Here is a 23,564-nt window from a genome sequence, read left to right as displayed (position 1 = left end):
TCACACCTTCAGCACGAGATAATTGACGTACGACCCGACGCGAATGATGACCTTGCGGAGAATCTGGATTTCCTCGATGTGGTCCGTATAGATCGCGGCATGACCGCGTGCGCCGGCCGCGAGAAAGAGGTCGCGGTCTTCGGGGAGAATCTCGAGCCGCACCGCGAATCTGCCGGGCGGCGTCGGCTCCGCGCCCGTCAGCGGAAGCAGACCGCCCGGCGTGAGTTGTCCCTGCCCTTGCGCCCAGACGATCGAGACAACCTGCGCCTTCAGCACTTTGCCCGGAATGGTCTTGAGCGCGATCTCCGCTTCGTCGCCGGGCGCCACCATCCGCAATTCGTTCTGATCGAACAGCGCGATGACCTGATAGTCGTTCTCGACGAAACTCATGGCCGGGTTCTGCAGTAGCGGCGTCACGATCGAACCCGGCCGCAATTGCAGATTGATGACGACGCCATCCGCCGGCGCGACAACCGTGGTTTGCGACAGATCCCATTTCGCCGTTTCGAGCTGCGCGCGAATCTGCGCGACCTCGGCCTGATCGTCGTCGACGGTGGCACCCAGCAACGCACGAACCTGCGCTTCCTGGGCTCTCGCACCGGCGAGATCGGCCTGCAACGACTTGAGCGTTGCCTCGGCCTGTTCGAGCGCGAAGCGGTCACCGGCGCCGTGCGCGACGAGTTCGCGATTTTCGGCCACCCGTCGGGTCGCGAGATCGATCTGCGAACGTACGGCGGTCGATTTCGCCGTCGCCGCCACCAGATCCTGCGTGCGTTTGTTCGCCGAACCTTGCGCGTTCACGAGTTGCGCCTCGAGCGCCTTGACCTGAAGCGCGAAAGGCGTGGGATCGATCTTGAACAGCACGTCGCCTTTATGAACCGGCGTATTGCCGGTGACCGGCACTTCGATGACGCGGCCTCTCACCTGCGGCACCACCTGCACGACATACCGGATCACGCGCACGTCTTCCGACGACGGCGCAATCACGTTGAGCGTCAGCACGAGTACCGTCAACGCGATGATCGGCAAGACGATCGTGATCGAACCTGTGATGATGTTCCAGGGCAGCAGCCTGAATTTGGAAAAAATCAGCCACGCGATGAAGGCATAGATCCCGAGCAGGAGCAGTTCCATCAGGCAACTCCTTGCGCTTTTTGCTCCCCGGCCAATGAATTGGACTGAAGCTTGTGGAGCTCATCGCGTACTTGCTGCAATTCGGGTGGAAGAATTCTTTTGGTGGCGATCGAGTCGAGTTCCCAAAGGATATAGCTCAGTTCCTGGGGTGGGAGTTCGCCACGTTCCGCGCGAACGCGTGCTTCGATGAAGTAGTCGTCGTGTTTGTCGGTGCCGTAGGCAATCCGGTAGCCGAGCGGCTTCGTGAAGACCCATAGCCAGGCAAGCGGCCAGAGAAGACCGCCGAATACGAGTGAAAGAAAACACAGGGTCTGGATTGCCGCTTTCTGCGGATGATGATTTCGCTCCGCGATCTTTTCCGGCAGCACGTGAATGATCAGCACGAGCGCAATACCCGCGATCGGCACGACGATGATGACAAAAATGGCAAGCCAGTCGGCAATCCTGTCGATTGTCTGGCTCGATGCGTGGGCAAGTGCAATCCCCGGCATCAGGAACAGGAACGCAACGACACCCTTATGGATCGCTCTCATTCTGCACCCTTGGACGGACCCGGCTTTTGCGGCCGGCCCTGTTCTGAAACGACGAAGCGCCTCTGGCTTCCAATCGACCAACACGCGCAACACGCCCACACGCGTGCGCACGCCCGGCACCCGACGCCGTCAGCTCAAGGATTTTTGTCGCTCATTCGTGACCCGATGGCGGATTGAACCTGGGCGACGGCGTGGCCAATTAAGGATACGTAAAAAAAGCCAAATGGGAAGAATCAATCGTACGCGGGGAAACCCGAGCCGCTGTTTGATTGCGCTGTTTGATTGTTATAAGCGCCTAACACCGATTTCTCAACCCATTTCGTTGTCCGGCCCGGACAGGGAGTCGTGCTTCGCCAGTCGAGCGCCTGATTGAGCCTGAATGACACAGTTTGAAACAGTGGATTCCGCGCGTTTTTATCCTAGACTGAAGTCGCAAAAATACTTCCATAAGAGATTTCTTGTTCTCCTAATCTTCCTCACACCTGACATCACCTTACGGCGCGACCGTAACCACGAAACGACGTGTCACTCGACGGGGGTCACTATGTCCTGGTTCACCGCAACGCTGCGTAGCTATCCGGAAATAGCTATCTTTCTTTCACTGGGCATTGGTTATTGGGTGGGCGGAAAAAGCTACCGGGGATTCAGCCTCGGCGCGGTGACGGCTACGCTGCTCGCGGCCATCGCGATCGGGCAACTCGGCATCGTCATTTCGTCGAACGTCAAATCGGTTTTCTTCCTGATGTTTCTGTTCGCGGTCGGCTACGGTGTCGGCCCGCAGTTCGTTCGCGGCATTGCCAAGGACGGCTTGCCACAAGCAATCTTCTCGGCGATTCAATGCGTGCTGTGTCTCGCGGCGCCGGTCATCGCTGCGAAACTGGCCGGCTACGACGTCGGTTCCGCGGCGGGTCTCTTTGCCGGCTCACAAACCATTTCGGCTTCGATGGGACTGGCGACGGACGCCATCAATCGCATCGGCTTGCCGGCCGACCAGGCCAAGCAACTGCTCGACGCCATGCCGACCGCCTACGCCGTCACGTACATTTTCGGCACCATCGGTTCCGCCGTGATTCTGGCGACGCTCGGACCGAAGTTGCTCGGCATCGATCTCGTCGCGGCATGCAAGGAATACGAAGCCTCGCACGGCGGCAATAGCGAACTCGGCGGCGCCGGTCAGGCCTGGCATCAGTACGAACTGCGCGCGTACAAGATTGCCGCCGGCGGTCCGGTGGTCGGCATGACCGTCGGGCAGGCGGAAGCGCAGTCGCCCGATGGCGCGCGCATGTATATCGAACGTATCCGACGCGGAAGTACCGTGCAGGACGCCAAGCTCGACGACGTGCTCGAAGCCGGCGACGTGGTCGCGGTAGTGGGACGCCGCGATCTGCTCGTGACGATGCTCGGCCCGCGCAACGCCGAAACCGACGACCCGGAATTGCTGGCCGTTCCTGCCGAAGGCGTCGACGTGTACGTCACGTCCAAAGAAGTGGACGGCAAGACGCTGGCGGAACTCGGCAAACTGCCCGCTGCGCGCGGCGTCTTCCTTCGCAGGATCAAACGCGGCGCAACGGAGACGCAGATTCCGGTGCTGGCCAGCACGAAGCTGCATCGCGGCGACACGGTGACGTTGATGGGCCGCACCCAGGACACCACGGCCGCCGCCAAGGCGCTCGGCGTGCTCGATCGGCCCACCAGTTCGGCGGACGTCGCGTTCATCGGCATGGCCATTACGCTCGGTGCACTGGTCGGCGCGGTCGTGATCAAGGTCGGCGCGGTGCCGATTACTTTATCGACCGCCGGCGGCGCCTTGATTGCCGGCATTGTGTTCGGCTGGCTGCGCGCGATTCACCCGACCTTCGGCCGCATTCCGGAGCCAACCATCTGGTTCATGAACTCAGTAGGCCTGAACGTATTTATCGCGGTAGTCGGTATCACGGCCGGCCCCGGTTTTGTGAAGGGACTGCAGCAACTCGGCATCAGCCTGTTTCTGTGGGGCATCTTTGCCACGGCCATCCCGTTGATCATCGGCATGTTCATCGCGAAGTACGTGTTCAAGTTTCATCCCGCGCTGTTGCTCGGCATCTGCGCGGGTTCGAGAACGACCACGGCCGCGCTCGGCATGATCTGCGACGCGGCGAAAAGCCAGGTGCCGGGTCTGGGCTACACCGTGACCTACGCAGTCGGCAATACCTTGCTGACCATCTGGGGCATGGTGGTCGTGATGCTGCTGACCTGAAACACCGCGCCGAATTCATCCCGCAACGAATGGCCTGCTACAGGAGACACGTCATGGCTAAATCCGAACATAAGGGCGAGGATCATTCCGCGCTCGCCTCGCTCAGTCCGTTCGAATTGAAGGACGAACTGATCAAGGCCGCGGGCGGCGCCGTCGCGCGTCCGGCCAACGTTGCCATGCTCAATGCCGGGCGCGGCAACCCGAATTTTCTCGCGACCATTCCCCGCCATGGATTCTGGCAACTTGGTCTGTTCGCGATGCGGGAATCGGAGCGCTCCTTTGCCTATATGCCGGAAGGTGTCGGCGGCTTTCCGAAACGCGACGGGCTGGAAGAGCGCTTCGAACTTTTTGCGCGCGACAACGCGGGCACACCGGGCATCGATTTTCTGCGCGGCGCGGTCTCTTACGTGCGCGATCAACTCGGGCTGAATGCCGGCGACTTCCTCTACGAAATGTGCGAGGGCATTCTGGCGTCGAACTATCCCGTACCGGACCGGATGCTGAAGCTCTCGGAGATCATCGTCGGCCAGTATCTCAGGCGCGAGATGATCGGCGACCATCCGTTCGTCGGCGAATTCGACGTATTCGCCGTCGAAGGCGGAACAGCCGCGATGACGTACATCTTCAACACGATGCGCGAAAACCACCTCATCAAGCCCGGCGATACGATCGCGCTCGGCACGCCGATCTTCACGCCGTACATCGAGATTCCGCGCCTGAACGACTATCGGCTCGAGGTGGTCAACCTCGAAGCCGACGTCGCGAACGGCTGGCAGTACTCGAAGCAGGAACTCGACAAGCTGCGCGATCCCAAGGTGAAGGCATTTTTCCTCGTCAATCCGAGCAACCCGCCCTCGGTGAAGATGAATACGGAGAGCCTCGCGTACATCGCGGAAATCGTCGCGGAACGCCCCGACCTCATCCTGTTGACGGACGATGTCTACGGCACTTTCGCCGACGACTTCGTTTCGCTGTTCGCCTTGTGTCCGAAGAACACGATTCTGGTCTACTCGTACTCGAAATACTTCGGCGCGACCGGTTGGCGTCTCGGCACGATTGCCACGCATCGGCACAACCTATTCGACGAACAGATCGCGGCCCTGCCGAAAGAACAGAAGGCCGAATTGCACGAGCGCTACGAGTCCATCACCACGGAACCGGAAAAGCTCAAATTCATCGACCGTCTCGTTGCAGACAGCCGCACGGTTGCCCTGAATCACACGGCCGGTCTGTCCACGCCGCAGCAGGTGCAGATGGTGCTCTTCTCGCTGTTCTCGCTGATGGACACACCCGACGCCTACAAGAACGCGCTGAAGCGTTTGATTCGCGATCGCAAGGACGCGTTGTATCGCGAGATCGGCATCAGCTTTTCCGATGACGACGAAAACAAGGTCGATTACTACGCGATCCTCGACCTCGAATTCCTCGGCGAGCGTGCGTACGGACGCGAGTTCGTCGAGTGGATCATCGGGAATACGGAACCGTCGGAACTGCTGTTCCGGCTCGCGCGCGACGCCCGCGTCGTGCTGTTGCCCGGACGCGGCTTCGGCACGCAACATCCGTCGGGACGCGTCTCGCTCGCCAATCTGAACGAAAGCGATTACGTGCAGATCGGCCGGGCCATCAGAACGCTGCTCGGCGAGTACGTGGACCGCTACAACGCGGCGTCGGGCAAGAAGCTCGACAGGAATAAGGTTCTTTAGGCGACAGCGCACTGCGACGAGCATGAAGTACAGCGCTCCCGATCGGGCGGTTGGGAGCGCGTGGCGCGTCGCAGTGAGCGATTTTTTGCAGTTTCCCCGCCCGCCTGTCTCCCGTCCAATCGCCGCACAAAACGCCTTCTCCCTTATTTCCATCCGGCGCCCCGCCAAGCATCCCGCTCGATCCTCCCCCCAAATATCAGTTTGACAAACTATCTTTAGATATATATCTTAAGACACATCTTACGACACAACGGAGTTTCCGAGATGCGTCATCACCACCGCTTTTCCCATTCGCATAACGCGGACGACACCTTCTCCACCGGCCACGACCGCCCGTCCCTGCACGACCTCTGGCACGCCTTCGCCCGTCGCTATCACGCGCACGGTCATCGCTCCGACGCATACGGCGCGGGCGATTTCGACTCAGACTTCGCGCAGACGGAACGCCGTCGCGACGCCTTCGGGCACCGTCACGGTCATCGCGACATGGCCGCCGGCCGCGAGCGCGCCTTCAATCTGCACGCGCTCTGGCACGCCATCGGCCGTCATCACGAGCATCGTGGCGGCGGACGCGGCGGGCGTTTCAGCGGCGGGCCAGGCGGCCCCGGCGGTTTCGGCGACGGCGAAGGTTTTCCGCGCGGCCGCAAATTCACCTCCGACGATCTGCAACTGCTACTGCTTTCGCTGATCGACGCGCAGCCGAGCCACGGCTACGAGTTGATCAAGGCGCTCGAAACGCGCTCGAACGGCTTCTACAGTCCGAGCCCCGGCATGGTTTATCCAGCGCTCACGTATCTGGAAGAACTGAACTACGTCACCGTGCAACTCGAAGGCAACCGCAAGCGCTACGAACTCGCCGAAGCGGGCCGCGACTATCTGAACGCGAATCGCGAACGTGTCGAACTGATGCTCGCCAAGCTGACGCATATCGCCCGCAAGATGGATTCGGTGCGTCGCGCGTTCGCCGGCGAGGAACCCGCCGACATCAGCGAAGGCGGCTGGCTGCCGGAACTGAGCAATGCGCGCCGCGCGCTCAAGCACGCCCTGCTGCGCCGCGATAACGCGTCGGCCGACGAACAGCGGCGCATCGCCGCGATTCTGGCGCGCGCCACCCGTGAAATCGAAAGCGACGGCAAGACCGGCAGCTCGAGCGAAGGCGAGCAATCCGTCTGAGCGTGCAGCGCCGCTCATGGCAGCTGGCCGGGCGCCTTGGCCGGCGCTTTCAACCAACAGGAGAAACATCCATGCAGAGCATCAATCCGGCCGATCTGGCCGTTCATCGCGTCCGTCATCCGCTGAAATTCCGTCTGCTGCAGGTCAAGCAGGTGCACGCGCTCACGCCGCATCTGATCCGCGTCACGTTCACGGGCGAGGACCTGCACGACTTCGTTTCCGCCTCGTTCGACGACCACATCAAGGTCTTCTTTCCCGAACCCGGCGCGGACAAGCCGGTGCTGCCGCAAGCCGATCCGGAAGGTCCGGTGTTCCCCGAAGGCAAGCGCCCGACGGCACGCGATTTCACGCCGCGCCGCTTCGACCGCGACGCGCGCGAACTCGACATCGAATTCGCCATGCACGAAGCGGGACCGGCAGCCAGCTGGGCGGCGCAGGCGAAGGTGGGGCAATATCTCGGCGTCGGCGGCCCGCGCGGTTCGCTCGTCATTCCGACCGGCTTCGACTGGCATCTGCTGATCGGCGACGACACGGCCTTGCCCGCCATCGCGCGCCGTCTGGAAGAGTTGCCGGCCGGCACACGCGCGGCGGCGGTGATCGAAGTGGGCGATCCGTCCGCGAAAATCGAATTCACGACCCAGGCCGAACTGCACGTGGTCTGGTGTTATCGCAACGAATCGGACTGCCGTGGCGAGGCGATGCTGCAAGCAGTGCGCGATCTGTATCTGCCCGAAGACGGCGAAGGCTACGTCTGGGCCGCCGGCGAATCCGCTACCATGCGCGCGGTGCGATACCACCTGTGCACGGAGCGCGGCGTCGACAAAACGCGCATCCGAGCGGCGAGCTACTGGAAACAGGGCGCTCAGGCGGTCCACGAAAATCTGGACGACTGAGCGCGCGGGCCGCTTGCCACGCCTGGTCGTTTCAGGCGGGCTGGACACATCGGGCCGCCGGCGGCTGCCGCTGAGCTTATTCGAAAAACAACAAGGAACCGATCGATGTATTCACTCAGCACGAAACACGAGCGCCATCTGCTATGGCTGCTCGCGCTGACGCAGTTCACCATCATCATGGACTTCATGGTGATGATGCCGCTCGGCCCGCAGATCATGCACGCGTTCAGCATCACGCCTGGTATGGGAACCATTAAACTTTAACTTTGGAGATTAATGGTTCCAATTGGACCCCGGGCCCGCAATTTCCAGCACATCGAGCACCAAAGATGTGCCATTTTTTACACAAACCATTCAGAAATCATTCACGGCGGCCGAGTAGAAATCTTTGCGTAAGACACACCCATCGCTACCTTTCGCTACGCCGCGCGTCACCAAACTTGCAGAGCCAAACGCGAACGTAGGCCCTCCAGCAATCCTTCCTCAATCAAAGGCTGCTCTGCGCGACAGTTCGTAAACTATCCGCACGGGTCATCGCGGAACCTCGCGCAAAAGCTGGTTGCGCCAGTGCGCTCAATGGTCTTTCGTTGAAAGCGCGACAAAGCTGACTTGACGCAGCCACGAGTAGAACCGCAATCTGCGTTCAACGGAAAATCCTGTCCGCCTGTCCGGGTGACTCGTGGGAAATGCGTCTCTAAGCGCTCGCCTTCGCTGAATAGAATCGGCAAATCACCGCTTTTGATTGAGCCGTTGACACATCTCCATTACCCAGCGTCGAACAAACTCGCGATTTTCAGGCTGCAGCCTTTTCAGCATCATGGCAATTTCAAGGCCGTCGTCCGCTGCCCTATTTGTGGTGCCCCTGACAAGATTATCAAGGGGGATATCAAATACATCCGCAAGCTGCAGTAGCCGTTGAAGAGGTGGAAGTACAGTTCCTCTTTCAAAACGACTTATCGTCTCCTGTGTTACACCAAGGGCACGCGCGAGTTCCTCCTGCGTAAGTCCCATCGCAGCGCGCTCTCTTGCAATGGCCTTGCCTAGACGTTGCTCAACGGACTCTGTGTGCTTTGACATCCCGACTCGCTGTGTCGTCAACTATGTGTAGTATTGGGCGGCCCCCTGAAAGAGGTACGCGAATGCATTTGAAGAAACTTGTGAGCAAGCTTCGTAGAGCTGGCACTTGCTAGGCCGACTGGTATTCGCCCTTCCTTGCAGCAAGCCCCCTGCCTTTGCAATGAGGAAGAGCAACGTCACTCACCCGGTCGCTCAGATGCCCGACACTGTGTCATATGAAACATCGACCCGCTCGATCATTGTGGTGACAAGCGCTGGGGGTGAAATCGGAAGGAATCGCCAGTCTTGTTTGGGCGTAACCACACTAGACACGTACCTCGCGAATCGCAGTCCCGCCGGGTGGTTCAATCTGACATTATCGATCTGAAAACTAAACCGCAAGTTTCGACTAATAGCAAAGCTATCTCAACAACATATATGTTGATTTTTACTATCAGGAGCCGATGGATGCGGCGGACGCTTCAGGCAACGCACGCCCCGTCGGGCAAGATGCGTGTTGCGGCATGATGTGCGGAAAACGTCTCATGGGTGACGTTGCGCGGATACGAAGTAAGGCCGATGGCAAGTGTCAACGCTAGCCCCATTGCCTCAGTTCCCGCCGATTTGCTCCAAATCTGCGTTAGCACGCAGCCAGAATGCCAATCGCGATGCATCAATCACGTCGCACTTCACATCTGGCAAGCTTTTGCGGCGTTGCGGATCATTCTGCGTTTAATCACGCCGCCCGAAGGTTTGCGCGATTACGTTATTCCGGGATGGGTTGTTTTGTATCCTATCGGAATGCGCCTGATTGGCCGCGTCAAAACGAAATTTTAGATTGATTCGGCCAATCTTTACGAATCAACGAGTTAAGCCCCTTGTCGTGTGTTCCCGCCTAACCGAGCGGCACGACGACAGTGCTCATTGCTCGCGGTCAAATAAGGCTGTGACTCAGTCTGTCGGGCGCATCTGTCGCAATTTCCTCAAATGCCGAGTCAACAGCCGCGAACACATCCCCTCGGCTCGCGCTCCGCTGACTGGCGGTCTTATCTATGACAAGTAACTCAAACTCGTCCTCGCGTTTGCCTTTCAATAACTGCTACCCATGCGACCGCTCGGTTCTCGAAGTTATCGTTTTTCTTCGGACCGCGCGGCGGGGGTCGTAGCGTGTGTTCGAGGCCGGTCTTGACCTGCAGTCGGAACGCGAGCGTAGCGTGCGCCCCGCATTGACACTCCATCGCGGAGGCTAAAACGAAAACTCATGAAGGGAGGCATGAGCGTGGACGACAAACAGATTAAGAGGAGCGTTACGAAATCGCTGTGTCTGGCAACGGTGAGACGCTTTTGATCAATGGACATGACGGCTTGTCCTGGGCGCGCGACATGCAGGCGATTTCGCGCCAGCGACGACGTTTACAACGCCGACGTCGGTCGTGCCGTTCTCGTCGGTTGCCGCCAGTCGATGCCCCTTCTAGCAGCATCGATATTTGGGCCGGGCTCAGGCAGATAACGCCACCGTCGGCTTGTGGCCAGACGAAGCGCTTCTTCTCGAGTCGCTTCATCAGCAGGCGCATGCCATCGCCGCTCCACCAAAGCACTTTGAGCAGGTCGCCGCGTTTGCCGCGAAACACGAAGACGTGCCCGCAGAACGGATCGCGTTCCAGTACGGTCTGCACCTTGGCCGCGAGACTGTTGAATCCCGCCCGCATGTCGGTCACGCCGGCAGCCAGCCAGACGCGTGTCCCTGACGGCACGCCAATGACGACGACCGCAACGTTGCCAGTACCGTCCGAAGCGCGCTCAGGTCAAGTGGTCCGTCGAAGCGGACTCGCACGGCGCCGCACTCGACGACGATAATCGACGTCAATTGCGCCGGCACGGGCAAATGCACCGGAATGAACGTCTGTGCGGGCTGCGTTTGCATAATCGATTTGGGTGCGCTCATGAGCACGACGCCAGCGCACGATCATGTTGGCGTTCAAACTGTGCTCCTGTGCTACGTCCGCGATCGAACGGCCCGGATCGTTTGATTGCGCTACGACCATCGCCCAGAATGCCTTCGAGTAGTTCTTGGATCCCACTCGTCGGCCTACTGCCTTCGTTTCCATCGTTCTGGTTCGCGCTTGATCTGGTGGGAACCAGGTTGCCGAATGCGCGCACCTATGAACAGACGGTTGTGAAGCAACGCTTACCGGTGAAAGCCACTGCGTACATAAAAAAACGAGCCTCTGAAGCGAGGCTCGCAGAAATCACGTTCCAGTCATGATTGCCAACACGTCTGCGGTACGGGTAGCGCATTCGTCAATGGGCTACCAGATTCAACGTCCGCGTTGGGCGAAACTGCTGAACTTCAAGCCTTGTGCTTGGCATTCGCCTTTGGCTGCCGGGATAATCACGAAAAATGTCGCGCTATTTTCTCTGCGCGAGTTGACGTTTTGTGGAGCTTCACGCAGAATAAATAGCATTCGTTCACGCTTTTAAGTCTGCACGAGCTAACGTCTAGCGCGATATCCGCCCCTTGAATAGCCTACACACAAGCAGCCATTCCAGCCTCGAAGCGCTAAAAAAGCTCCAGATGGGCGCACGCTACTGCTTCAGCTCGAAAGATTTTGAACTGCTCACTGGCCGCAATACAGCTGCGACGCGAGCCGCGCTCGTGCGTTTGCATGCGCGAGGGCTGATCACGTCCTTGGCTCGTGGTTCGGGACTTTGGCTAATCGTACCGCCCGAGCATGCTGACCGTGGCGCGCCGCCCGTTTGGTGGTGGCTTCACGATTTTCTCTCCAGGAAAGAAGAGTCATACCATTTGGCCCTGCTGTCCGCAGCACAGGCACACGGGTCTTCGCATTTCGCCGTTCTGGAAACACAGATTTTCGTACCCTCGTCGCGTCGGGTTCTCCAAGTAGGTCCTTTTCGTTTGCGGTTTTTCGTCAAACAGTCACTCGCACAATCCCCAACAGTAGCACTGCCAACCGAGAAGAGTCGTGTCCGGGTGAGCTCGATGACCACGACACTGCTTGACCTGCTCAGACATGCGCCCGTAATTGGCGGCGTCGAACGGGCAGCACTCATTCTTGGAGACCTCGCCCCAAAGCTCGACCCGGAAGACATCACCGAATCACTGAACGCGGCAAGTGACGTTGCTGCTGCTCAACGATTCGGGTACCTCCTCGACCTGTATGGCCACACCCGGCACGCCAATCGCGTTCACAAGTGGCTAAGTCAGCATCGAGCCCAGCGCACTCGTCTGGATACGTCCAGTTGTGCCAACGATTCTGAAATTGCTCAGCGCTGGAATGTTGTCGTTAATACCAATCTGGAAAGTATCGCTTGACTCCCTTGCAAGACTTGGATTTCGAGGATGCTGGAACCAAGATTTTGTCTCCCGTAAATTTTTCCAGCAAATGTGAATCTTTCGAAACAGAGTGCTTACAGCAGACTCGGAAAACTCAGCCTCGGTTTACCAATACCTTTGTGGTTCGGGTAAAGAAGAATCTCCGGGACTCCACAATTACGATGTATTGATCTAGCGCCTCTCACGCTGGCAAACCTTCCTGCTCGTAAAGAGGCTACGATTTCGGCGACTTGGCTAGAACCCAATCACTGAATCCTTCCAGGAGCGGTCACGACGGTATTGGACCTCATCAGCGTCTGCGCCGACGCAGCTGACACGGAAACATCGAGGGCGCCCATCTCCGCCAGCTTTGCTCTCACCCGAGTCGTACCGAGGATACAAAGACGATAGTGATTGACGTCAATGCCCGGTCGCATGGTGCCGAACGTTTCCGCTGGGTCCCCGTACGCAATTAACCCCATCGAAGCCTCGACAAACGCCCGGTCCTTTCGGCCAATCTCACTCCTGAACCGTTCAAGAATATTTGTCCTGTCCTGCGTCTCGTACGGTACGAACCACGTGTGCTCGCCCGACCTGAACGCGAATCCACACTGCATGGTCTTCTGGTACGCATCTAGCGCACGCCATACATCCTGGTCAGTCGCGTCTGCCAGCCAAATAAACTGGGTATCGCTGAACTGCACGCGAAGGAAAAAAATAACTCCGCCTGTCGGAAGCGGAATGGCTCCAATACGGAGAATCGCTCGGCCGGTCATATGGTCTCCGAGCGTGTCATCAATCGGGGCAACGAACACCGGGGCCGATGCGCGCAACTCTGCCGCTTCCCTGCAATATCCAGCGTAGTTAGCGGCCCGGTCCAAGGCGCCAATCGGAAGAGCCGCGTGGGCGACGTCGCTCTTCGATTCAAAAGAATGATTCATTATCTGGCACGTATAAAATGAGTTACCACTTATGTGGCGAATGGCCTGCATATCGTATAGCCATTCAGTCACGAATTGCAAGATATTTTTTCATTCGCCTCGACCGTATAAAAACCGATAGAACTTAATGTCAAAATGACACAAAGTCTATTTACACAACATCATGATTTATCGACGTTTTTTGTCTTCTAACGTTTCTAATTTTCAATGCCCATCACGGTGCATCGACTCACTCCACAATCTTGTTTATTCACCAACATCAGCCAACACCTTTGATAATTTATGAAGAGTGAAAATCGAATAAGGGCATTCTGAACACGAGTTGTTTGCGCAACTGCGGAGTGCAAATCCAATCTGTCATGATGTGCACATATGCCACCGCTCCGGTGCAGCGCCTTTGCGGAAATTCCTCCATATGAACTGCAGCCATGTTCTTGAAAGTGCATCGTCAGGGCATATCAGAATGTTTTGAGAGAACGAAACGTCCGTTGCTTCGACCGATAGCAACGCGAACTGTGTCGCTCCTTTACAAGTTCAGGCAACCCCCACCTCATCGGGCGGAGATTCAGGAGCGCGTACTGCGCACACAACGACTAAAAGAGAGCTTGCTCGCGCGTTGATGACGTACATCAGATCTACGCATTGAGTACATGGCGCACGCACCAGACCGGATTTCTTCGAGCGCACCGAGCCCCTCCAGCCGCACTCGGCTAAACGCCTCGCTATCTGAAGCGTCAATGTCTCACCTCCCTTCGTGCGGCCTGTACCCTGGTTTTAACGCGGATAAACAGAATGCCTGCACTCCGTATCAGCCCAACGTCGAGTCTCAGCGCGAGATGACCACACAGGTCATGGGCCAAGCGAATGGCTGCTTTTTTGTTCGTCCTTCTGGGTTAAGACTGACTGCCAAAAACAAGCAACACCGGCGTTCCCGCCGGACGATTTTTCACTTACTTTTCAAAACCTTATGAATTCTGACCTGAGCAATCAAAACATCGTAACCATTCCGCTTGGCATCAACGACGTGAATCAGGCATTCGCCTTCCAAATCATGGAGGACTGTCGACAGGCGTGCGAGCCGTCGTCCTATAGGACCATTGCGGATGCCATCTTCGTACGTCCCGATTTAATAACAGACGAACCGTGTATCGTCATTGCTCTTCCGGGAGTTGAGTCGGCCGCTGTATCGCCCTCGACCGAAGAACCGCAGGCGGGTGTTTGGAGAGGAGGAAATCCCACCGGTAAAGGAACGGCCTACCTGCAACTGCGACGCGGGCTCGTTATGCTCCAGACCTACACCTTACGGGCATCGGAAAACGGCTCACGGTATCTGGTGTTATATCTCTTCGAGGACGGTGTCGCTCTCGACATCATCCCTGCGACCGAGGCCCTTCAGACAGATATGTGGATACATGAGATGAACGCGCAATCGCGACATCCAGTTGATGACGACACGTCTGATGACGGAACAGAAAACGCATTTGCGCTTCCCATTGTCATCAAGCGGGCGATTGAAGTAGTAGAGCGTCCAGCAACATCTAAAGACGACGAAAGCGCTACCGCCGCCGACAACGACGAAGGCATCCCCTTTTTGACGTATCCGACACTACCGTCGCAGATGTCACCGTCCGGCGCCACACGCCCAACCTAGCGTGAGGCTCGCGGCATCGGCGTGCCGCCTCCGGAAGCTCAAATCAGGCTCCGAATTTCATCTGGCACCTTATAACAAATTCGATGTTATAGGTTGATATGACTCAGTCGAGTCGCCGTTCAGCGAGCCCCACACGGCGGAAGTTCGTCGGTCCGTTCGCGATTAACACAACACGCTGCGCATCGTGCGTGACCTCACTGTAACTTTCGTCGCGTGGCTCGAACGCGTGAGGATACCGCACGCTGTACGCGGCACCGGCGCACCTTCCGCGCTCGTGGGTCCAAGCCTGTGTGGGAACAATCACATCAAAACCTCATCGGACTCCGTTAAGTCGGCGTAATCGTCGAGAAAAAGAACTATGCTGTCCGGGTCGACCTTTTCGAGCAGGACCCTTAGCTCACGCACATTCATCGCTCGTCTCCCTCAATCTATCCAGCTGCATTCAAAATCAAAAACCGTGAAGATCGGGAGCAGTCGCGGACCAATCCGCCTACGCATAGGTGGTCATCGAAGTTGTCCTAGCACAACCCTCACAGACTGCGAAATTCGGAACTTTCTACGCGGCGTCGGGGTAACGGAATTCAGCCTCCGAAACTAAGACCAAAGCGCATGAGGCTCCGACCATCGGAAAGCTTTGCGCGGAGCACTCATGGTCAAACGGAACGGTGGTTATGGAAAAACTCATGTCACCTTGTCTCCCAAGAGATGCAACAGCCGTCTCTCGTCCCGGCATGCAAGGAGCGGTACTACCCTGCCATGCACTCAACGTGTAGATGACCTACCCCTGACTGATCAAGATGCTCGTGAATCGGACTTTCAGGGAATTGCCTTGTTTTGACCGTTTTCTGCAAGCGAAGCTGATTCGTCACGCTTTTGCGCCAAAACGAAGTGCACTTGTTCCGATATGAAGCAACACCGTCGAGGTCAGAATTAACAAGACTTTTCCGTCGTTGCGACGCTCCTCTCCGAAAGCTTGTGATGAATACATCAAGTCTTGTTCGAGACCACATAGCTCTCACTGTGGAAAACGTTATTTCTCGAATAACTTTCCTATCTCGTCATTGGTCTGGTCGATGTTGTCGGGAACATTAAACTTGCTCTTTGCGACTCCGATCCGTCTTTCATGAATGCATCTGGGTGCTGGAACGCCATCACCGTTTGACGAATTGCCGCCCTCCAGTGAGTTCAGAAACTTGAACGCGTCACCGTATCTCCCTGCGACAATATCTCGTTGGCCAATCTCAAGAAGCATCTTTAGCGCACGAAGTTGTGCGGCCCACTCATCTTCCATTGCTGTCACCTCGCAGACTTGCAGGCGCCTTCAATTCAATATATATATTTAACAACAATGTACGCCACGACAGGGGATTGTGCAAGGAGCATCCACCTCGACCGCTGCCGACCACTCGAGCAAATGCGTTTTGAGGGGCACACGTCCGCTGGATGGCCTGGTGCGATGACAGGGACAGGTATGAAACCGCCAGACGAATTCCGCACGATACTTCGGCAACAAGCTGTCCAGGCTCGTCGGGCCATGGTGAAATCTGGCGAACTCTTAACAGACACAATATTTCGTGAGCGACTCGGAGTCGATAGCCGTCGCCTTGGGCACCTCGTACGACGAGGGAGCGTTTTCTCGATAGAGGTCGACGGTGAACCATTTTTCCCCGCCCTTCTGGCAGACACATCCATTGATCAAAAGAGGCTGCATTCCGTTTGCCGGATTCTAGTTCCCGCACCGCCCGCCGCGCGGCTCGATTACCTGACATCAACGCACGGAAACCTGGGCGGCCTCACGCCACTCCAGACGTTAGCCAACATGAAAAGCTATCGTCACATGAAAAGCATGGCCCATGCATATGCCGCGAGTTGGTCACGAACAACGGTCACGATTTATCGCGGGGTACAACAAACGCTCCCGAAAAAAGAAGAACCTGTTATTACAGTGGTGGAAGAAGCTGATCCGAGAATAAACGTCTGGGTACGCGCTGCCTCTGCATTAAAAAAATCCGGCTACATACACCCGGACGCCCCATTTCCATTCGTCGAGTCCGCTACCGTATTCATCGCCCGCAGTGGCGGTGGTAAGCCGGTCAGCATTGAGGCACGTGTCGAGGTCTATATTGGAAGCGCAACTGTCAGTGCACGATTTTTTCCTGGCGGAGAATTCCGGTTCGAAGTAACAACTATTGCAGACGCGAGTACCTCCATTACAGACATCATCTCACGACTCATCATCGAACGCAGAGCTTCACGCCGATAATCGTATGCGAAAACGCCACCTTTCTCGTATGCGAAAACGCCACCTTTCGCCCCCTTGAACCCAATAAAATCGCATAAACCTTCCAACGCGTATAAATACTTGGATATTTTTATCGAATCCATTGTTTTATACGTAGATCATAAATATGATTCACACATCGAAATTACTACGCCCCTTTTCCGGGCTCGTCTCATCGGATATTTAGATTATGAAAAGTCATTCAACTCACAGCGCCGAAATCAAAACATTCCGAACCCAGGCTGAATCGGGACCTGCTCGACTGGCATCTTTCGTTGGTGAGCCCTATGTGTTTGTGAGGACGCAATCTCCTCGATGGGCGCGATACGTCGGCCAAGAGCACCAGTTGTCACTACTCACTTTTCACACGCCCGATGGACCACTGTTGACGATGTGCTTTCGTCATCACGAATGTTTCACGTTCGTTGTTTGCGACTTTGGCGAACCTGACGTTCGGCGCATGCTGGACTCCTGGAGAAAGCAGCGCGGCCTGCAGATTCAGATGGTCCTAGGCAACAAACTGGTATGGCACCTCGAACCGGCGCGCGATTCGGAGATTGAGGAACTTGACCGCTTTCGGGAGGAAGTCAAAACCAACGACGAACTTGCGTTTGTACGAAGCCTTGCCTTCGCACGAGAGAACGGCCTGCTTGAAGAGTATGCGGCCCAAGAAGCCACCCAAAGACCCCGTCGACTTCCGAAGGAAGGGCTCGTAATCGAAGTGAACATGCTCTACACCGAGAGGTTTGTCGACGCAACCGTTGCATATCTTAAGTAGTCTATGCCACAGGCGCTTACCACCGACCGGTCAGCAGTGAACTCGGACTAAGGCGTCCACCGGCCAGAGTCTCCCTGACACGGGCCGATCCGGCCGTCCCTCATAAGTAGACCAGGAAATCAATCATCTCTCTTTGCATAGATTCGTCTGCTGCGATACATGTCACAGGCCGATATCGCAGAAGCGTTTTTTTCAGAGCATACCAGGCACTCAGCAATTGATGAACGCTTCAGCAAGGGTATCCCATACAGATAGCATGACGGATAATATTTTCCGCGAGGCAACGCGAACTACATGTCAACACACAACACCTGCCCTCAACCGGGTCTGGCAACTCTCGCGGACCCACCGCGACACATGTTTTCTTGTCCGTTGCTCCGACTTGCCACCCGAATTGGCACATCGAACAACCGAAAATCGATGTCTCGTCGTCGCTGCCAAAATGCAATGGGATCTCGATGCCGCATCTGCTTGCTGCGATATGACAATTCGATGCGCCGAGCTTGCATTAGTGTCTGATGATAGCTCTCTGCCAAATGAACTCAGGGCAGTGCTCGCATTTGACAACAACAAACTACTCCTCGACTTTAGCGGGCTTCGCGGATGTCTATGTCACGCATTTCAGTCTGAATTACCCATCGTCTATACGGGTCATGGCTCGAGCGTTCTTGTTGTGCATCCTTATATCGCACGTGAAATCGATGCGTTGCTCGCAAGCGCAAACGCGCGAATTGGTGCTGACTGGCACAACGCCGGAATGTCATTCGAAGATGAGATTCGACGACGACTGCGTTCCAATCTTCCGCGCGACGTCATTGTCGTCACAAACTGCATTGATCTCACTAGCGTAGCCGCGTCTAGCTGACCACATTTCGACCGGGCTGAACCGGTTCCGCCCCAGTCGCACCTCTGCTCTGCTTCTACGAAGTCAGGGTTGCCCCCTCTCGTGCAAATTCGTAGATGGTCGACGCTCTCGCGTTGAAACGACTCTTCGCTCCAACGCTCTCTTGAATCGCGCCTCCGTGCGACTTCCAGGCTCCTGCACCGAAATTAGCTAAGCCGAATCATCATCGTCCGCCCCTCCCGTCCTTTTTTTCGCAAACTCAAACTTTTTTGCTTATTTCAGCAAAAAGGCTAAAACCGCTCGCTGTACGTGCTTCCACCAACGCAACAAGGAAGCACGATGTCGTCACAGGTCACAACAGCACTCAAGGTCACAGAACTTTTCGCAGGTGTCGGAGGGTTCCGTCTCGGCTTGGAATCAATACACGGCAAACCATTCGAAGTCACACTGAGCAACCAGTTCGAGCCAGCACGGAAGGTCCAGCATGCGAGCAACATTTACGACGCACGTTGGCGCGATGGCAAACACATCAACGAAGACATCTTTGCGGTTCTCGCCTCCGAGACCGGCCGGCAGACGATTCGCGACGCCGCTCCGGACCTGCTGGTCGGAGGATTCCCATGTCAAGATTATTCAGTTGCAAAGCCACTGTCGCAATCCAAGGGTCTGGTTGGCAAAAAGGGAGTCCTTTGGTGGTCAATTGCGGAACTGCTGCAACAACGCAATGCCGATGGCGAACCTGTCAAATATCTCCTTCTCGAAAACGTCGACCGCCTGATTACGAGCCCCGCAACTTGCAAAGGGCGGGACTTCGCAGTCATCCTCGCTACACTCGCGTCCTTGGGATACGCAGCCGAATGGCGCGTCATCAACGCGGCCGATTACGGTTACCCTCAACGTCGCCGACGCGTTTTCCTGGTCGCATACCACCGTTCAACCGCTGTCTATCGGGCATTGCGAGCCAACGTAGCTGACGCAACCGATTGCTCGTGGTTTTCCAGGACTGTTATCAATAGCGCCTTTCCTGCCGTTGCGCGTAACCCGCTTGATGGCGCGATGCCAGCACTACACATCTCCAATGAGCCATTCGATGAACAGCTCAGATATCGACCATTATCGAATGGTAAATCGCAGTTCTCGAACTGTGGAGTCATGTTCGACGGAGACGTACGCACTCTAGCTGTCGATACGCCGAGCATCAGCGACTTCACCGAATATACCGGTCACGCAGCCCCACTCACGCTTGGCGACATCGTCAGAAACAGTGGCCCTGTTCCTTCCAGCTTCTATGTCAGACCGGAGGATGAGGAACGGTGGTATGGCGCAAAAGGCGCGAAAAATGTCCCGCGCGTGAAAAATGGCTTCACGTACAACTATAGCGAGGGAGCGATGCCATGTCCCGACCCGCTGGACCGACCGAGCAGAACCATCATCACCTCTGAAGGCGGAACGACACCTACGCGCACAAAACACATCATCCGCGAGCCGGGTGGTCTGCTGCGTCGTCTGACGCCCGAGGAACTGGAGGCTCTTAACGGTTTCCCTGGCGGTCATACCGCAATACCCGGAGTGTCTGATGCTACCCGCGCGATGTTAATGGGAAACGCGCTCGTCGTACCGCTCGTGACACGAATCGGCGAGGCACTCCACAAGGTTCACACTCAACATGCGAGTGCGGGCTAAAACGAACAGCTATACAAAATCAACGCTAAACCTGTCAAGGACTAACATGATTGTCGACCCGCAACCCGTCATTCGCTCGACCAACGATAGTGACTCGCACCATTGCCAGTCGTACGAAGATATGGCGGAATTCGAAGATGCATGTGGGGATTATCCGGCTCGAACCTTGGAGCGCCTCCTGGGTGAAGCAGCGCGACTGATTAGCCTCCACGACGATGGCAGTCCAGCCTACTATCAATCTCTTAATCCAGATGTCATCGGACGGTGGGTCATCGGAGACGCGTGGCATGCCCCCGACCGGTATGAATCTAAAAATACGGCCTTGCTGCGAGATATTCTGACGCGCCATTGCGACACGATGCGATGTGCCGCCAGCTATGCCAACAACTCCTTTGACAACACCTGGAATCTATTAACGGATGGAATTTCCTTCGACAGTTTTAGATTCTCAGAGCGTCAATTTGCGGTCGATAGTCTGCGCTACCCGGGGCTACGTAATGCAGCGCACGCCCTCATCGACCGTCAACGATATCGTTCCCAACTTTTCAGACACGAAAGCGGTCGCGAAGCACAGTACTCCCGCCTGACCCAGGGCGAGTGGCCAGCATTATTTGAACGCCACGGAGTTGCAACTGACGATGGAACATATCGCCTGATTTTCCATGACGACTTGCCTGAACAACTTCAGCCTCTGATTCACGAGCCAAGCGTCCTCGTCATTGAATCTGCCTCTCTGGCCGAGGTCGAACTTCACGCGCTAACCAAATCTGCGTCCAGAGAAATTTTCGAAATCGACGTTTCTGGAATGCCCACGACCTGTCTGACTTTCGCAAGTGGCCTGCTACGTGTTCCGGTCATCGGTAACCGTGCATTCCTGAGCGAAATTCGTAGCCACCTTTGCGTAGCGTACGTATTTGAAGACCACGCGCTTCTGGTCGAGTACCCGTGGTGTGGCATGACAGCAAAAGCGCGAATTGCAGCAGCAGAGTCGCTGGAAATTCGGGCATCCAGAGACCCGTCACCAGTTCCCCCTGCCGGCTATACGGACATTCTTGCGTGCAAGTTTATGGTCAACCACGTGCAGGGGCTTCCGACGGGCCGACTAGATGTTTGGGCAGACGAGATTCCCTTCTAGACCCACCCTGCTTAGTCCTTTTTGGTCTCCAGGCCACAACCCGGTAACGAAAAATCAACCACCTCACTTATGTTCCATCATCCCGACGCTTCCGCCCCGTACGACGACATTCTGCGGCTCTTTGAATACGCCAAGTTACTACTCGACCTGCATCAGGACAAAGGAGTTGAGTTCTGGCGAAACATTGATGAGACAGCTCTAGAAATCTGGATTCGCGAAGACAACGCCGATATCTCGAAACTTCTGGACTCTCGCGCCGCACTGTATGATTTGAGACAGCTGCTCTCAATGCATCTTGCGAAGATGCGATGCGCAGCCGAATGGATTCACCGCATCATCGTAGAAAACAGCAACGAACACATGATGCCCGACTACAGATACAGCCCCCGATTCGGTTCGCTGTACCATGACCATCCCGAGCTTATTCGTGACTGTTATCAGCATGCAGACCTGCCACAAGCAATTTTGATGCTGTTGAACAGATGGTACTTCCCCCCGCTATCGAAGGATTCAGTCGCGTGCACGCAATTTTTGCCCCATTCCATCATTAAAACAGCAGACAACGACGCGCTGGCATCTTTTCTCGCTGAAGATTGGTTCGCCGGCGACCGCTTTCAGGTTGACCGCGACCTGCTGAAAACCATCATCGGAAACGCGAGCAACGAGCGGCAGATTCTCGTGATTCCACGTCTGAAAGAGTGGGAATCAAACCCACTTGCATTGGTGTCTGCCAGCGCGACACCAGTCATCGAAAAATCCAGGCTCGATTCGCGCGTCACTGAGACATTCGCAGGTGGGCTGTTGCGCCTCCCGATGTCGGGCAGCCACGAATATCTTCAATCCGTACGTAGCCGGGTCGCGGTTCTTTACCTGTTCGACACGTATGCGCTTTTCGTCGAGTACCCCTGGAATCGGTTTGGGTCGGCCTACACCCGATTTCAATGTTTCTATGCTGCGGCCGGGAACACCTCTGACAGCGAGTCGCAGTACCCGATTGAGCAACACGACCGATTAGACCCGCTACGAGGCTGGTTTGCCGATGCTATCACCGAGCTATCAAGAAAGCGTATCGACAGCTTGAACGGCGCTAGCAAGGCTCCGCTAAAAATCATCTCTTAGATTTACGAGTAATGACAGGATGGCGCGGCTCCTAACACGGGAAAGGGGCTGCCCATTTATCAATCAGTTACTTCGGTTCGAGATAGTAACAACCCGTCAGCATCGCAGAAGCATGTAACTGTTTCCTTCGTGCTACATTGAGGCGTAATTCGATTGTCACCAAGCGGCTAACGAGCGCAGCGCTCGCTGGATGGCTGTCTGCTCTCAGAGATATCTGGTAGCTCGGATTGAGTACCTGGTGTTTCGGCCTCTATGGCAAACGAAAAGAGAAATTTGCCGAAAAGATGGGTTGTGAATCTGATAGGCACTCAACCTTCGGAAGCGTTTGCTGCATAAGCGTCGAGCGAGTTGCGCGGACGATGCCGGTCAGAGGCAGGCGCCATAACTCGCCAATTATGGAACGAAGGTCGAAACTTACCCATGATCCACGAATCCTATTACTGGAAACAACCTCTGCTTAGAACCGCGAATTGGCTTGAACGGCTTCGTGTTGATGATAACAATGAGGAGCGGGCACTTGCACGATTGGAACGCGAACTGTTTGTCGGCTTCTACAGCATTCGGAAGTTACTCGATACGTTCAAGGTCTCACGCGCGACGCGTACAAAAACATTTGCACTAATCTGGTCGCCGACTGTCAAGTCAGTTGACTATATGAATTGGCATCGAATTGATGAGCTTTTCAATCTCGATACACAACACATCGAACAACGCGATATAACTTTTCTTTGCAACCAGTTCGTTCATAGCTATGTTTTTATTCCCGCTTGCGACGAAGAAGGCGCGCTTGCCGGCGTCTATGTCGCGTCAGACAAGGCCAAGCGTGACAAAGTTTATTTTGTTGCGATCGATCAAATGCTTGAAGCCTTCCGAGTCGTAGGAAAGGACTACCCGACCGAGCAGCACATGCAACGAAACAAGGATGGTCAGTGGGAGGAGATAGCACCGCCAGCCTTGGAATAGCTTTGCCGGCATCGCGATTCAAGTCGCCTTGCGCAAGTCAGCTATGCCTGCGATGGGTGCGCGAGCAGCGGCGACATCTGTTCAATTCAGCAGTAAGGGTGTTCGTT

The 23,564-nt window shown here is 56.1% G+C and carries 19 protein-coding genes and 2 pseudogenes; 13 read left to right on the top strand and 8 right to left on the bottom strand.

Going from position 1 to position 23,564, the window contains the following annotated elements; translation table 11 throughout:
• Window positions 1-1,134: an HlyD family secretion protein gene (locus P3T18_RS15560; protein ID WP_429300802.1), complete on the bottom strand. Its 1,134-nt coding sequence runs from the start codon at window positions 1,132-1,134 to the stop codon at window positions 1-3.
• Complete coding sequence (locus tag P3T18_RS15555; protein WP_429300801.1) at window positions 1,134-1,778, bottom strand: DUF3302 domain-containing protein; 645 nt, start codon at window positions 1,776-1,778, stop codon at window positions 1,134-1,136. Before P3T18_RS15555 ends, P3T18_RS15560 begins: the two co-directional genes overlap by 1 nt.
• Window positions 1,779-2,211: 433 nt before the next feature.
• Here P3T18_RS15555 and aspT point away from each other — a divergent pair, with 433 nt between their 5' ends.
• The 5 genes and pseudogenes from aspT to P3T18_RS15530 all read left to right on the top strand — a co-directional run.
• Entirely contained in the window at window positions 2,212-3,903 is a 1,692-nt protein-coding gene (aspT, locus tag P3T18_RS15550; RefSeq protein WP_429300800.1) for an aspartate-alanine antiporter, read from the top strand.
• A gap of 53 nt (window positions 3,904-3,956) precedes the next feature.
• Window positions 3,957-5,606: a bifunctional aspartate transaminase/aspartate 4-decarboxylase gene (locus tag P3T18_RS15545; protein ID WP_429300799.1), complete on the top strand. Its 1,650-nt coding sequence runs from the start codon at window positions 3,957-3,959 to the stop codon at window positions 5,604-5,606.
• Window positions 5,607-5,870: 264 nt separating this feature from the next.
• Complete coding sequence (locus tag P3T18_RS15540; protein WP_429300798.1) at window positions 5,871-6,779, top strand: PadR family transcriptional regulator; 909 nt, start codon at window positions 5,871-5,873, stop codon at window positions 6,777-6,779.
• 71 nt (window positions 6,780-6,850) lie between these two features.
• Window positions 6,851-7,672, top strand: a complete 822-nt coding sequence (locus P3T18_RS15535) for a siderophore-interacting protein (protein WP_429300797.1) — start codon at window positions 6,851-6,853, stop codon at window positions 7,670-7,672.
• Between the two features lie 105 nt (window positions 7,673-7,777).
• Window positions 7,778-7,912, top strand: a pseudogene (locus P3T18_RS15530) (MFS transporter); the annotation flags it as partial.
• A 489-nt stretch (window positions 7,913-8,401) separates the two neighbouring features.
• On the opposite strand, the gene P3T18_RS15525 reads toward P3T18_RS15530, so the two are convergent.
• The 4 genes and pseudogenes from P3T18_RS15525 to P3T18_RS15510 all read right to left on the bottom strand — a co-directional run.
• Window positions 8,402-8,749 carry a helix-turn-helix domain-containing protein gene (locus P3T18_RS15525; protein WP_429300796.1) on the bottom strand — a complete coding sequence of 116 codons (348 nt, stop codon included), beginning with the start codon at window positions 8,747-8,749 and terminating at the stop codon, window positions 8,402-8,404.
• A gap of 1,286 nt (window positions 8,750-10,035) precedes the next feature.
• Window positions 10,036-10,437, bottom strand: a complete 402-nt coding sequence (gene tnpB / locus P3T18_RS15520) for an IS66 family insertion sequence element accessory protein TnpB (protein WP_429301109.1) — start codon at window positions 10,435-10,437, stop codon at window positions 10,036-10,038.
• A 5-nt stretch (window positions 10,438-10,442) separates the two neighbouring features.
• The gene (locus P3T18_RS15515) at window positions 10,443-10,673 is read right to left on the bottom strand and encodes a hypothetical protein (RefSeq protein WP_429301127.1); all 231 of its coding nucleotides are present in this window, start codon (window positions 10,671-10,673) and stop codon (window positions 10,443-10,445) included.
• 55 nt (window positions 10,674-10,728) lie between these two features.
• Window positions 10,729-10,773: pseudogene (locus P3T18_RS15510) on the bottom strand (hypothetical protein); the annotation flags it as partial.
• 530 nt (window positions 10,774-11,303) lie between these two features.
• Here P3T18_RS15510 and P3T18_RS15505 point away from each other — a divergent pair.
• Window positions 11,304-12,062, top strand: a complete 759-nt coding sequence (locus tag P3T18_RS15505) for a type IV toxin-antitoxin system AbiEi family antitoxin domain-containing protein (RefSeq protein ID WP_429301108.1) — start codon at window positions 11,304-11,306, stop codon at window positions 12,060-12,062.
• A gap of 266 nt (window positions 12,063-12,328) precedes the next feature.
• Here the strand turns inward: P3T18_RS15505 and P3T18_RS15500 are convergent, their stop codons facing one another.
• Window positions 12,329-13,003, bottom strand: coding sequence for a hypothetical protein (locus P3T18_RS15500; RefSeq protein WP_429300795.1), 675 nt, complete (start codon window positions 13,001-13,003; stop codon window positions 12,329-12,331).
• 967 nt (window positions 13,004-13,970) lie between these two features.
• On the opposite strand from P3T18_RS15500, the gene P3T18_RS15495 reads away from it, so the two are divergent.
• The gene (locus P3T18_RS15495) at window positions 13,971-14,654 is read left to right on the top strand and encodes a hypothetical protein (protein ID WP_429300794.1); all 684 of its coding nucleotides are present in this window, start codon (window positions 13,971-13,973) and stop codon (window positions 14,652-14,654) included.
• A 1,030-nt stretch (window positions 14,655-15,684) separates the two neighbouring features.
• On the opposite strand, the gene P3T18_RS15490 is transcribed toward P3T18_RS15495, so the two are convergent.
• Window positions 15,685-15,945, bottom strand: coding sequence for a hypothetical protein (locus P3T18_RS15490; RefSeq protein ID WP_429300793.1), 261 nt, complete (start codon window positions 15,943-15,945; stop codon window positions 15,685-15,687).
• A 528-nt stretch (window positions 15,946-16,473) separates the two neighbouring features.
• Between P3T18_RS15490 and P3T18_RS15485 the strand changes: the two genes are divergently transcribed.
• From P3T18_RS15485 to P3T18_RS15460, 6 genes are all read left to right on the top strand, one after another.
• Window positions 16,474-16,917, top strand: coding sequence for a hypothetical protein (locus tag P3T18_RS15485; RefSeq protein ID WP_429300792.1), 444 nt, complete (start codon window positions 16,474-16,476; stop codon window positions 16,915-16,917).
• A gap of 364 nt (window positions 16,918-17,281) precedes the next feature.
• Window positions 17,282-17,713 carry a hypothetical protein gene (locus tag P3T18_RS15480; RefSeq protein WP_429300791.1) on the top strand — a complete coding sequence of 144 codons (432 nt, stop codon included), beginning with the start codon at window positions 17,282-17,284 and terminating at the stop codon, window positions 17,711-17,713.
• Window positions 17,714-18,896: 1,183 nt separating this feature from the next.
• Complete coding sequence (gene dcm, locus P3T18_RS15475; protein ID WP_429300790.1) at window positions 18,897-20,240, top strand: DNA (cytosine-5-)-methyltransferase; 1,344 nt, start codon at window positions 18,897-18,899, stop codon at window positions 20,238-20,240.
• Window positions 20,241-20,286: 46 nt separating this feature from the next.
• Window positions 20,287-21,375 (top strand): hypothetical protein, encoded by a 1,089-nt coding sequence (locus P3T18_RS15470; RefSeq protein WP_429300789.1) that lies wholly within the window; start codon window positions 20,287-20,289, stop codon window positions 21,373-21,375.
• Window positions 21,376-21,444: 69 nt separating this feature from the next.
• Complete coding sequence (locus P3T18_RS15465) at window positions 21,445-22,494, top strand: hypothetical protein (RefSeq protein WP_429300788.1); 1,050 nt, start codon at window positions 21,445-21,447, stop codon at window positions 22,492-22,494.
• Window positions 22,495-22,914: 420 nt separating this feature from the next.
• The gene (locus tag P3T18_RS15460; RefSeq protein ID WP_429300787.1) at window positions 22,915-23,457 is read left to right on the top strand and encodes a hypothetical protein; all 543 of its coding nucleotides are present in this window, start codon (window positions 22,915-22,917) and stop codon (window positions 23,455-23,457) included.
• Window positions 23,458-23,564: the final 107 nt, after the last annotated feature.

The sequence above is a fragment of the Paraburkholderia sp. GAS199 genome, assembly GCF_050436585.1.
Taxonomy (GTDB): domain Bacteria; phylum Pseudomonadota; class Gammaproteobacteria; order Burkholderiales; family Burkholderiaceae; genus Paraburkholderia.
This window is presented reverse-complemented; position numbering and strand designations above follow the sequence as displayed.